This is a genomic window from Holdemania sp., assembly GCF_986127675.1.
Genome location: NZ_CFQZWI010000013.1, coordinates 33,250 through 45,306 on the forward strand (window position 1 = coordinate 33,250; position 12,057 = coordinate 45,306).

The 12,057-nt window shown below is 50.8% G+C and carries 14 protein-coding genes; 1 reads left to right on the forward strand and 13 read right to left on the reverse strand.

Annotated features, from left to right (window positions below):
- Positions 1 to 81: 81 nt before the first annotated feature.
- A complete protein-coding gene (locus AC5OW4_RS04000; RefSeq protein WP_493676698.1) occupies positions 82 to 651 on the forward strand; it encodes a hypothetical protein in 570 nt (189 codons plus the stop codon).
- A gap of 128 nt (positions 652 to 779) precedes the next feature.
- Here AC5OW4_RS04000 and AC5OW4_RS04005 read toward each other — a convergent pair whose 3' ends face one another.
- The 13 genes from AC5OW4_RS04005 to AC5OW4_RS04065 form a co-directional block, all read right to left on the reverse strand.
- Entirely contained in the window at positions 780 to 1,172 is a 393-nt protein-coding gene (locus tag AC5OW4_RS04005; RefSeq protein ID WP_072684586.1) for an Inorganic pyrophosphatase, read from the reverse strand.
- A gap of 126 nt (positions 1,173 to 1,298) precedes the next feature.
- A complete protein-coding gene (locus AC5OW4_RS04010) occupies positions 1,299 to 2,321 on the reverse strand; it encodes an alpha-hydroxy-acid oxidizing protein (protein ID WP_493676699.1) in 1,023 nt (340 codons plus the stop codon).
- Positions 2,322 to 2,487: 166 nt separating this feature from the next.
- Positions 2,488 to 3,051, reverse strand: a complete 564-nt coding sequence (locus AC5OW4_RS04015) for a 3'-5' exonuclease (RefSeq protein ID WP_072684582.1) — start codon at positions 3,049 to 3,051, stop codon at positions 2,488 to 2,490.
- Positions 3,051 to 3,401, reverse strand: a complete 351-nt coding sequence (locus AC5OW4_RS04020) for an ArsR/SmtB family transcription factor (protein WP_039865401.1) — start codon at positions 3,399 to 3,401, stop codon at positions 3,051 to 3,053. The genes AC5OW4_RS04015 and AC5OW4_RS04020 overlap by 1 nt, the downstream gene beginning before the upstream one ends.
- Before the next feature lie 357 nt (positions 3,402 to 3,758).
- On the reverse strand, positions 3,759 to 4,130 hold the full coding sequence (locus tag AC5OW4_RS04025) for a VOC family protein (RefSeq protein ID WP_072684580.1): 372 nt from the start codon (positions 4,128 to 4,130) through the stop codon (positions 3,759 to 3,761).
- Positions 4,127 to 4,612 (reverse strand): hypothetical protein, encoded by a 486-nt coding sequence (locus AC5OW4_RS04030; protein WP_072684579.1) that lies wholly within the window; start codon positions 4,610 to 4,612, stop codon positions 4,127 to 4,129. The genes AC5OW4_RS04025 and AC5OW4_RS04030 overlap by 4 nt, the downstream gene beginning before the upstream one ends.
- A 75-nt stretch (positions 4,613 to 4,687) precedes the next feature.
- Complete coding sequence (locus tag AC5OW4_RS04035) at positions 4,688 to 5,749, reverse strand: serine hydrolase domain-containing protein (RefSeq protein ID WP_295770408.1); 1,062 nt, start codon at positions 5,747 to 5,749, stop codon at positions 4,688 to 4,690.
- A 3-nt stretch (positions 5,750 to 5,752) separates the two neighbouring features.
- On the reverse strand, positions 5,753 to 6,901 hold the full coding sequence (gene hflX, locus AC5OW4_RS04040; RefSeq protein WP_295770412.1) for a GTPase HflX: 1,149 nt from the start codon (positions 6,899 to 6,901) through the stop codon (positions 5,753 to 5,755).
- 174 nt (positions 6,902 to 7,075) lie between these two features.
- Positions 7,076 to 8,026 carry an L-lactate dehydrogenase gene (locus tag AC5OW4_RS04045; RefSeq protein WP_195397355.1) on the reverse strand — a complete coding sequence of 317 codons (951 nt, stop codon included), beginning with the start codon at positions 8,024 to 8,026 and terminating at the stop codon, positions 7,076 to 7,078.
- Positions 8,027 to 8,401: 375 nt separating this feature from the next.
- A complete protein-coding gene (locus tag AC5OW4_RS04050; protein ID WP_195397354.1) occupies positions 8,402 to 9,322 on the reverse strand; it encodes a TPM domain-containing protein in 921 nt (306 codons plus the stop codon).
- 3 nt (positions 9,323 to 9,325) lie between these two features.
- Positions 9,326 to 9,877, reverse strand: a complete 552-nt coding sequence (locus tag AC5OW4_RS04055; RefSeq protein WP_195397353.1) for a hypothetical protein — start codon at positions 9,875 to 9,877, stop codon at positions 9,326 to 9,328.
- On the reverse strand, positions 9,874 to 10,530 hold the full coding sequence (locus AC5OW4_RS04060) for a 5-bromo-4-chloroindolyl phosphate hydrolysis family protein (protein WP_072682790.1): 657 nt from the start codon (positions 10,528 to 10,530) through the stop codon (positions 9,874 to 9,876). Before AC5OW4_RS04060 ends, AC5OW4_RS04055 begins: the two co-directional genes overlap by 4 nt.
- A 289-nt stretch (positions 10,531 to 10,819) precedes the next feature.
- Complete coding sequence (locus AC5OW4_RS04065; protein WP_072682789.1) at positions 10,820 to 11,806, reverse strand: Gfo/Idh/MocA family protein; 987 nt, start codon at positions 11,804 to 11,806, stop codon at positions 10,820 to 10,822.
- Between the last annotated feature and the right edge of the window lie 251 nt (positions 11,807 to 12,057).

Below are 12,057 nucleotides of genomic sequence, written 5' to 3' on the forward strand. Positions count from 1 at the left end.
TTTCAACAGCGATGAAATCTGACGCCGCAGGCTATTTTAGCGTGCTGAAAAATGATAAACTGAATACAGGGTGGGATGAAGATGAAAAAACGAATACAAAAAGCTGTCGGGAAAACGCTGCCGTTCCTTGCGTTTTCCCTGTTTCTGGTCTTTCTGTTATCCTGGACCTTTGTGCCTTATACTCGCGAAAATGTTGCCAGGCATGATTTCACCGGCTATACCGCAGGAATCAAAAACAACGCTCTGCAGCAGGAATATCCCGACGATTTTTTACATCTTGTCTGGCAGCCCACGGATGAGGAAACCGCTGAGATTCTGGCTTTCCTGCGCCAGCTCCGACCGGTGCAGACGGATGATTTCAATCAAAGCGCGGGCCTTTATGTCCCAACGAGTCTGGATCCGGAAGGCGTCATTCTCTTCAATGGTCAACAGCTCTACCGACTATGTGAAGCCGGGAAAACATACAAGCATCAGCCGCTTTTGATCATCTACAAATTCTCGATCAAAGATCAGACGTTAAACTTCAAAGAATCTGTTTATTATGCCAGCAGTCAGGACGTCAGCGTTTTCATGGACAAGCTGGCTGACATCCGCGGTTCATCGGCAGATTATCCTTATTCACCCGCAACCCGGTTTCCTGTCGGCGGTTAGTTCCTTTAGCCAATCCGCCGGCATTTTGCTTCACTTTGTTTCTTTTGCGTCCGCTTCGCTTCCGGGCGTTTTTTGATTTCCTTTTCGGGCAAAAAGAAAAACAGCGACCGCTGTCCTCTTTTCATTCATTAATCAGTTAAGCCCCATTCCGGGATTTCGTTGCCGCGGCGAATCAGAATCGTTTTCTGGAAATCCGTCTGATTCAGAAACCGCAGGATCAGATCTTCTTCCGCTTTTGTGCAGCCGACCAACAGCTTTACCTCAATTTCCTTCTGCAGGATATCCGCAGCCACGACCGCGGTTTTAACCATGGAGGATTTTTCGCTGCCGCGGTACACTGCAATTCCCCCTTCGTTCGATTCGGCCGCCAGATCGACGTAATGACCGTAGTCCACCGGATAGATCAAATTCTTATATTCCGGATGCTGTTCTCCTTTTTTCCGACTTAAAACGAATTTACTGGAAAATACGAGAGTATCTATCTTCTGCCAAAAGAACGCATTGTTTTCATAATTGTCCATTGATAAATCTCCTATCTCTTTAGTATTATATCGAAAATGAAAAGACTTGTAAATCATTAATCATTCTTTACAAGTCAGTTTGAGGCTTTTTTACAGCCTTTTATGAAAATTATTTAATGGGTTTTCTTAATCAACATGGACATGACTGCGGGTAATCTCGGCAATCGTGCTGCATCCCGACATGATCATCGTTTCGCGCAGCTCGCTGCGGATCTTCTCCAACGTTAAGCGTACGCCTTCTTTACCGCCGCCAACGGCGGCCAAGGCCAGCGGCCGACCGATCAGCACGCCGTCTGCCCCCAGGGCCAGCGCTTTAAACACATCCAATCCCGTCCGGAAACCACCGTCGACCAGAATCGTGATCTGACCCTTAACCGCAGCCGCAATTTCCGGCAGGACTTCAATCGTCGCTAACGCGTCGTCCAGCACCCGTCCGCCATGATTGCTGACAACGATCGCATCCGCGCCGGCTTCGACACACTTGCGCGCCCCTTCCACAGTCAGCACGCCCTTGACGATCAGCGGAATGCCGCCCGCCATTTCCTTCATTTTCTTCAAGTCCGCCACGCTCTTGTTGACAACCGGCGTCGTTCCTTTGCGCAGCAGCACCAAACCGGCCGCGTCGACATCGGTCGCTAACGCGAAGACCTGATGTCCCTTGAACCGCTCGATCCGCGCCTGCACGCCTTCCTCGCACCACGGCTTGATTGTCGGGATGCCCATGCCGTCGTGATCCAGCACCGCCTGCAGCGGCTTGGCGAACAGATTGTCGATGTCGATGCCATCGCCCGTAAAGGCCAGCGTTCCCGCTTCCAGACACCCTTCGATCGTCGCTTTGTTGTATTCTTCCTCCGTCATCTCAGCGCCATAGTTATTCTTAATTCCGGCCACCGGCGCGCAATACACCGGCAGCGCCACGGTATGACCGAACAACGTTGACGTCGTGTCAATTTCTTTGTTTTCCACTAACACGTCCATCTGAATCCGTACGGATTTTAACTTTTCCACATTGCGGATAAACGTGCTTCCGCTGCCTTTCCCGCCCAGGCCCGGGATTTCCCCCTTGCAGGCCAGGCCGTTGCACACCGGACAAACCCGGCACTTCGGCGATTTTTTCTTTGCTTCCTGAATGATTTCTTCTAAGGTCATTTCTGCCAACCCCTTTCCCTGTTCTTCATTATAAGAGTCCGGCGGGATGAAGACAAGCGATATTTGACAGAATTCGCCCGGGGATCCGGCAATCAATGAAATCTCAGTAAAGATCTGACGCGCTGCCGGCTCAGTAGAAAAAAGTCTGTCCCCAGGCTCAGACAGACTAATCGAGAATTTTAGCAACTGGAATCTGACATGCCTCGGCCAGCTTTAGCGGCTCATAGATCTGCATCAGATTCATCGTATTCGCAACGATCAGCGCACAGCCGCGGGCGTCGCTGCCGGCGTCGTGGTGATCAAGCTGAATTCCCATATAATCGCAGACGTCGTTGAGCCGGTGATGTTTCAGATAGGGATAAACCTTACGGCTTAACTTCACCGTACAGAAATACGGTGCATCCGGCAGCTCCAGCCGGTACAGCGAACAGCAGCTGGCCAGCACCTTCATATCAAAACCGGCATTATGCGCGCACAACACGCCGCCGTCCAGCCACGGTTTCAGCTGCTCATAAACCTTAGGAAAAAAGGGAGCGTCCGCCACCTGATCAGGTGTGATGCCATGAATCTCAATAAATGAAGGATAGAACTCGTCGTAGTAAGGATGCGGCCGGATCAGCCAGCTCCCGCTGAACACCATCTCCCCCTCATCGAACACCGTCAGTCCCACAGCGCAGGCGCTCATCGACGAGGGATTCGCGGTTTCGAAGTCAATCGCTGCCCACTTCATTATTCGCGAACGTGATCCAGAGCTTTCTGGAATATTTCTTCTATGTGATCGTCATCCAGCGAGTAGTACACCACTTTGCCATCCTTGCGGCTGCGGACCAACCGCGTTTTCTTCAGCGAAGCCAGCTGATGCGATACAGCGGAATGCGTCATTTTAAGCAGCACCGCCAGATCGCCCACGCACATTTCCCGTTCAAACAAGGCTTTCAGCACTTTTAAACGGGTCGGATCGGCAAACATTTTGAACAATAAAGCCAGATCCTCAAATTCACTTTCGCTGAGCATTTTTTTCTCCACTTCCGCGACAATTTCGGGATGGACGATTTTTTCCTGCAGTTCTTCCTTCTCCATGCGCTTCACCACCATTGGAATTATTATATCACATTCCGCTTGCTTACGGGTAACTCAGGCGGTTTCCGCTTCCGGATCAGCCTGAAAAGAAAAGTTCAGCGCCGTCCCGCTCTTCTGTTTCCCCCTCTTTAATCCTTTGCAATTTCAAAAATCTTTTAGCATTTCGTGCTGTTTTAAACGTTCTGCATTGTCTGGACAAAAAAAGACCGCATTCTTCGATCATCCGCTTAACGGCGCTGATGACTTTCGAAAAAACGGTCTTTCTCTCTGTGGTTTACGGCGAAGTCCAATCTTTATTCCAGAGGTTCAATCGTCCCGTGAAACAGAGTTTTCCCCACGCTGCTAAAAAAGAGACGTTTATCTTTTAGCCGGTACAATTTCGATCCAGTAGCCATCCGGATCTTCAATAAAATAAATTCCCATGCCTGGATTTTCAAAGCAGATCACGCCCATTTCCTGATGTTCACGATGGGCTTCTTCAAAGTGATCCGTTGTGAAGGCGAGGTGGAACTCCCCTTCTCCCAGATCATATTTTTCTTTTCTGTCTTTCAATTCCGTCAATTCCAACTGAAAATGCCCCAGATCATCCTCCAGATAGATCAGCTGGAAGCTGCCGTCCGCCGCCGTATGCCGCCGCGCGATGTGCAGGCCGAGCGCCTTTTCGTAAAATTCCAGCGAGCGCTGCATGTTCAGCACGTTGAAGTTAAAATGATTAAACGTAAATTTCATATTTTCTGCCGGGAACTGACAGCAGAGCGCCGGCGCCGCGCCGGCTTCAGCTGCCGTTCTTTTCCTTTCGCATAGATTTTAAAATACGGTACGATCTTATTGCGGTTAAAGCATTCGATCGTTTCCGTCTGGCCGTCGGTCAGCTGCAGCCACAGCTGATCTTCGTTGTTATGTTTCTGATATTGCCAAAGCAGAATTTCTTCCCAATAAATCAACATACATTCATCACGATTTTTCCGATTGTAAAGAACCAGAAACTCATCGGTAAACTGCATTAAAATCCGATCCGGCATCACGATCAGGGCATACGAAGAAATCGCAAGCAGGACGACACCCACAATCGCGATGGAAGATCCGGAAATGATGAAAACTCCGGAAACCAGCATCAACGCCAACAGGGATCCGATCGGTTTGACCTTGACTTCGTTGAGCACCTGCATCTCTTGCGGCAGATTGCGAATTTTCAGCACTTTTGATTTCACAGAAGAGCTTCCTTTCTTTTTCCAACATCCTTATTATACCGTGAATTTTTAACTCTGCGCGATTTTCACATCACATCACAAAATGTCGTCGGTCGCCTGCAGCGCCAGATTATGAATATTGTTCCGGGCAGTCAGGATTTTAGTGTTGGAACGGGACGGATGAACGCGGTTGGTCAGCGTCACGACGCCGATGCCCAATTTGAAATCGACGATGATCGAGGGCCCGGAGAATCCGGTGTGATACAGACAGGCATCGCTGGCGTAATCGCCCAACGCATAATTCGGATCGGAGAGCACCCAGCCGATTGAGCGTTTTTCGTTCAATCCCACGGTCTGGCATTTCTGAAGCAATTCTATCGTGCGTTTGCTGAAAAACTGCTTTCCCTTGTAAACGCCGTCGTTGAGCAGCATGGTGATATAATGCGAAATATCTTCCAGCGTCGAGAACACGCCCGCATGGCCGCTGACGCCGCCCAGCTTGAACGCCTTGCCGTCATGCACGACGCCCCGCACTACGCCGCCGCGGCTTTCCATCACTTCTTCCGCACAGCAGCGCAAACGCAGAGAAGCGTCCGGCCGGTAACCCGTTTCGCTCATTTCCAGCGGATCAAACATGACCTGCTTCGCATAGCCGTCCAGACTGCCCTTCAGCTTGGCGATGACTAAGCCCAGCAGAATGAAGTTGACGTCGGAATATTTCACCTGCGTTCCGGTTGGGTATTCCAGTTCCATCTTCCACACCGCTTCGATCATTTCCGCATCGTCCTTCATCTGCTTATAGCCGTTGATATCCGCCGGCAAGCCTGAACTGTGGGTAATGCAGTCCTTGATCGTCAGCTCTTTCTGGCCGAACTGCGGCAGGATGTCCGCAATCTTGGTTTTCAAGGTAATCGTGCCTTCCTCAATCAGCTTGAGAATGCAGGTCGTCGTGACGAGCACCTTGGATATCGACGCCAGATCGTAGATCGTGTCCAGACCATTCGCTTCTTTTTCCGGGACTAATTGTTTATAACCGACGCTGCATGTCCACTTGTCATCCTTCGTGATCACGGAGCAGTTGCAGCCCGGGAAGATGCCCTCTTCCACGCACTGTTGTAAATATTGTTTTAACGCTTCCAGTTTTTTTTCATTCACCATGGTTTACTCTCCTCTTTCGTCCTCATTATAGCCTACTTGCGCTGAAAATTCATCCCCTATTTCCGGGCTGAGCGACGCGCTCAGATTCAGCCGGACAAGCAGTTCGCCGATCAAGGCATCCATACCCTGACCGGTAAGACAGCTCAACAGAATGCCGTCTTGCCGTTCCCATTGCGGGATTTGATCCGCCTTGTTGTAAACTGTAAGCCGTTCGATAGACAGGGCATGCAGACGGCGCAGTGTCTGCATGACAATTTCATGCTGAATCTCCCATTGCGGATCGGAAGCGTCGATCACTTCGATTAAGAGATCCGCTTCCTGAATTTCCTGCAGCGTGGATTCAAAAGCATCAAGCAGAAAATCCGGCAGATCGCGGACAAAACCGACGGTATCACTGAGCAAAATCTCTGCCCGGCCTGCCAGCTTAATCCTTCGGGTCGCAGAATCCAGCGTCGCAAACAGCTGATCGACGGCTGCGACCTGCTTTGCCGGCGCCACAGACCGCACGGACAACAGCGCATTCATCAGCGAAGATTTCCCGGCGTTGGAATAACCGATCAAACACACCCGCGGCAAGCCGCTCAAACGGCGCCGGCGGCTCTGGACAGCTTGCTGAAGCTTCAGCTGCTCCAGTTCCACGCGGATATCCCGGATTTGTTTTTCAATCGTCCGGCGTGAGCGTTCCAGCCGGGTTTCGCCAGCCCCGCGGTTGCGGACGCCCCCGCCCTGCTGCTGATCGGCATGGATCTGACCTTCGATCAGGCGCGGCAGCTGATAGGCCAGCCGCGCTGCCTCCACCTGCAGATGAGCCTGGCGCGTGCGGGCACGCCGTGCAAAGATTTCCAGGATCAGCGCGCTGCGATCCATGACCGGCAAGCCGATTTCCTGTTCCAGATTCCGCGTCTGAATCCCTGTCAGTTCGTTGACAAACACTGCGCCCTCCGCGCTCTGCGCTTCGCAGCTTTGCTTCAGTTCCGCCGCTTTTCCCGAACCGATCAAGGTCCGCGGATGTCCTTTCTGCGCTTTCTGCGTCAGCCGCGCTTTGACCTCAATCCCGCAAGCCTCACAAAGCAGCGCGGCTTCATCCAGTTTCTGCGCCCAGCTTTGATCCGTTTCCCGGGTTCTCAATCCTGCCAATACTGCTGATTTCATGTCCTCCCGCCCTTCGTTTTGAGTTGATAAGTCATGCTTTGACAGCCCTGCCCTTCCTGTTAAAATATCAAAGCCGATGCCGTTAAAATAAGAAATATGGGCCAGTAGCTCCCATATTTTCTTTTTGCAGCTGACTTTTTCTTGTCTGAATTCACCGCGCTGCGGCTTCGTTGATCAGCCCAGGATCGGCGTAATCGTCGAACTGATAATTTCTTTTAACGTTTCGCAGCTGGCGTCGAATTTGCCCTGATCAACTTCGTTCAGTTTCAGCTTGATGATCGTTTCCACGCCGGCACGCGTGATGATCGCCGGCACGCCGATATACAGTCCTTCCTGGCCATATTCCTGATTCTGATAACAGGAAACGGTCAGAATGACGTGCTCGTCATCCAGAATTGCCCGGACTAACCGGTTCAAAGACAGGCCGATGCCGTAATAGGTGGATTTCTTACGATTGATGATCTCGTAGGCAGCCTGCTGAACCTGATGATAGATCTCGTTGAGATCCTGCAGGTCGCGATGATTTTCATCGAGCATTTCCAGCAGATTTTTGCATCCGATGTAAGCGTGCGTCCATGGCACAAAACTGGAATCCCCATGCTCGCCCATGATATAGGCGTGGATGTTGCTTGTCGATATGCCCAGATATTCGCTCATTAAATAGCGCAGCCGGGCCGTGTCCAGAATGGTTCCGGAGCCGATGACGCGGTTTTTCGGCAGGCCGGAAACCTGCTGAGCGACATAGGTCATCAGATCGACCGGGTTGGACGCGATCAACAGAATTCCGTTGAAGCCGGAAGCCATGATGTTTTCCGTAATGCTTTTCATGATTTTCGTGTTGACCGCCGTCATATCCAGACGGGTCTGGCCAGGCCTCTGGGCTGTTCCGGCCGTGATGACGACCATTTCCGCATCCGCGCACTCTTCATAGCCGCCGGCTTTGATGACCAGCTTGTTGCGGGCATAAGGTAAGCCGTGCTGCAAATCCATGGTTTCTCCAATCGCTTTTTCCTCATCGACATCCACCAGGACAAGTTCATCAATTCCGCCTGTTGTTAGAAATGAATAAGCCATGCTCATTCCGACGAAGCCTGTGCCGACCAAGACGATTTTTCTGTCCTTCATAAGAATTCCGCTCCTTTTCCAGGGTCTTCTGCCCTTCTCTATCTTTATTGTAACAGGATTGCCGAAAATAGGGAGGACTATGCGCTGAAAATACAAAAGAATGGTTAGAAACCCGATTTTCTTCACGATTTCCAACAGCTCACGGCAATCAGAAGCGCCGGCTGTCGGAAAATCCAGATCTTTGGCATGGGACATCTCAGTTCGCGAACACCCCTGATCAAGGCCATGACGTCAAAGCAGGATCGAGAAAAGAAAGACCGCGGCGATGATCAGAAGCGGTCTTGGTTTGGCGTAAAATGAAAAAGGCAGAAGCAGTTTGATTCTTGCCTTTGCCTTAAACCTGTTAAACCGATTGTGAAACCCCTGCGATTGCTTTTACTTTCGGCGTCCCGCTCCGCCTCCGCGGCTGGCTCCGCCGCCTCCGCGATTCATGCCCCCGCCGAAAGAGCGGCCAGCGCCGGAAGACCGGGAAGCAGATCCCCCGCCGAAGGAACTGCGGGTTGAGGAATGGGAACGATACGTCGGACGCGGTTCGCGCGGACGGCGTTCCGGTCCCCAAGGATCCATCGGGCGCGGGCGCGGACCATAGTAACGCCGCGGACGCGGACGGAACACCGGACCGCCATAGTAATGACGGCGGCGCGGCGTAAATACGGACAAAACCACAATGACGATAACAAAAACGAAAATCATAAAAAAGATCGACGGAATCATGGCAAACAAGCTGAACGCGGATTGCGCAGAATGCGGCGCGCTCCCGCCTCCGCCCTGGGATTGTGAAGGATCCAATACCGGTGTTCCCGCTGTTTTTTCCAACCGCTGCGCCAGCGCCTGCACGGTTTTCAAAGCACCGCTGCTGTAATTGCCGGCCGCAAATTCCGGCTCCAGCGTGGAATCCAGAATTGTCTGAATGTCTGAAGTCGGCAATGTTTTCTCAAGCCCCTTGCCTTGCAGGCAGTAATAATCTTCTTCCCCAATCGCCAAAACCAGCAGCACACCGTTGTTATCGTCAGCACTGCCGATTTTCCAGCCATTAAACAGGTCATACGCTACATCGTCGATCGCCTCGCCATCCAGAAAATCAAACGTTGCGACAACGATCTGCGATCCATTTCGGGCTTCGAGGTTTTTATTCATGGTGCGGATTGCCTCCGCATCCTGACTGTTGATCACATTGGCATAGTCAGCAACATAGAAGTTTTCCAACGGCTGCGGTACAGTAAAGGCGCTGACGGTCCAGACGCTCACCGCGATCATTGCCAGAAAGGCGATCAGTCCCTGTGCGAGCTTTTTCATACACTATCCTCCAATTTGATAAATATCCAGAGAGCTGGCCGTCAATTTCTGTAAGAGCGACGGAAACCAGCCGGATGTATTCTGTTGCATGGCCGCCGCTTTTTCATGATAAGGATCTCGTTCAATCCGATCCTGACTGGCCAGATAATCCGCCATAAATCCAATGACGTACTGCTCATCCTTCTCCGTAAGCGGCGCTTGTAAAAGCGCGCGGGTCAGCGCCGTAAACGCCGTGTCGAGTTTTTTCTCCCACCGCTGACACTCGCTCATCGACCCGGTCTGATCCAACCCGTCGGCAGCGCTTTCCACGGCGCTGATCAGGGAAGCCTTGATTGCGGAATCATATCGGCGGGCTACCGTGACGCAATTTTGCGCGGTCTTCTGTTTTTCCTTAACGTCCTGGGCAATAGATTGTCCGTCACGATCAATCCCTTCCGTATAGATGACGTCCAGCTGCTTCTGCATGGAGCAAAACGTCAGCCGTGCTTTCCCCCAGGCGCTGCCGATCACCAGCAGAATTGCCAGAAGCAGCGCGGTTTTCTGATTCATTTTCATCGTCTGCCCTCCTTCGCGCCCGGAGATACAAGCCCCTGTTTAACCAACAGCGTTTCCAGAACGTCGCTGTCAGCCTGAATTTCCATCGACTGATGTTCATGCAGATCATCCCATTGTTTAACAAAGGCTTCCGCACAGAGCTTTACCGTTTTTTTAATATTCTCGCGGGAATGCTGGATGTTCTGCGTCTGCAGCGGATCTGCTTCCAGTTCGTCATAGTTCAGAAGCAGTTTCGTCAGCATGGGCAGATAATAATCGACAAGCCGCCGGGCCTGATCATTAAATCGCTGCTGCTGTTCCATTTCGTCTACAATCTGACGGCAGACAGAATCAATTTTATGCAAATCCTGCGTCATTGCCGGATCGTCGATCTTCGCGGATGCCTGCTGCAGACCGGTTAACGCTGCCCGCGCGGCTTCCAGCTGCTGAAGCTGCTGCTGTTCTAACGGCGTCAACGGAATTGCCACCTCAATTTCCTGATCCGGAATTCGTTTTCGGGCGATAAAATAGGCGCCGCCGCCAGCTGCCAGCGCGATCAGATAATGCCATAGCTGGATCATCGGCAAAATCAGACAGACGATCACCCACCCCAAAGCTCCGATCAAGATCGGCCAGGGCGATGGTTTCCGGATTATTTTTGTTCTTCCAGTCATCTTATACCTCCCATAGGATTTCCCTTATTTGCTTTATGCTTACTGAATGAAACGGGCATGCGGCAGACTGAAAATACAGCCCGTTTGTTTATTCTATTCCTGAACCGAAGCCTCCATCCATTTCAAGTCCGGTTTAAAAAGAGAAGGAATCCCTTCTGGCTCACATCTGGCTTCTATTGTATCGTATTCCGACCTGTTTTTCCACAGAAAGCAGAAGGACATCTGAAAACAAAGCTTTTTTGTACGTCCGCCAAACAAAAAATCCCTGTTGCCAGGGATGAATACAGCTTTATTTCTGATCGGCAGCGAAACGGACGCCGGCTTCTAAGCGAGCTTTGTGAACCAGTTCCATAACCTGACAGGAATATTCCAGCATTCGATAACAGCCGTCATAATCCTCGTTTTCCATCATCTGTTTGAAATTCTTCACTTCAAAGTAATGGCCGCCGTGACCTTCGTTCAAGTCAATAATTTCCGGTTCCTTCGCCCCTTTCAGCCAGACTTCCGCTTTGGCGCAAATGGAAGAGGCGCTGTGAACGACGATATATCCATTGTCGCCCTGCAGCTGGCAGATATTTTCGCTGGCAGAATCCTTGCAGCCAATGCCGCAGGCCAGGAAGCCGTCATAGTCAAAGACGAGAATGCCTGAGGTATCAATACCGTTGGCCGCAATATTCGGAACATAGCGCAGCGCTTTCGGAGCGCCGAACAAGCCGATAATGAAGTGGGCGTTGTAAATATTGATATCCATCAGCGCCCCGCCGGAGAACTGCGGATTGAAAACATTCGGATTTTCATTATTCTTGAATTTGTCATATTTGCTTGAATATTGCGAAAAATTGCATTGAACCATCTTGAGCGATCCTAAATCGCCGATGCGTTCCTTAATCTTCTGATAATTCGGATTATAGGGAACGGTAATGGCCTCAAATAAGAAGCGATGATGTTTCTTCGCCGTGTCGATCAAGGTCCGGCATTCTTCAATCGTAGAAACAAACGGTTTCTCCAAAATTACGTTTTTCCCTGCCTCCAGAGCACGCATTGCCTGCGGATAATGCAGACTGTTGGGTGAAGCAATATAGATACAGTCAAGTTCTTCATCATGAAGCATCGCATCCAGATCCGTATAGACCTTCGGCATGTTGTATTTGTCAGCTAAACGTCTTCCTGTTTCTTCTTTGCGGGAGTAAACCGCCGTGCATTCCAAACCATTGTCCTGAAATGCGGTATTTAACCACTCCGTTATCATTCCTGTGCCAATCGTTCCCATTTTCATACGTTATCACCTCTGTTCCTATTGTAACAGAACAGGCTGGCTTTGTCTTGTTCAAGCAGAATAAAAGAACACAGAATTTTTTTATTTTATGAATCCTTGATTCAACATGCATGGAAATCCATTCCAGCGCTTCCGGATTTCCTCAACGAAACAAACTGCTTCCTTCCCCCTTTTCGGATCAATCCAGCGAGAAACAAAAAAAGGCTCCCTGAGAAAGGGAACCGGAGAACCTGGCAACGAGCTACGTTCAC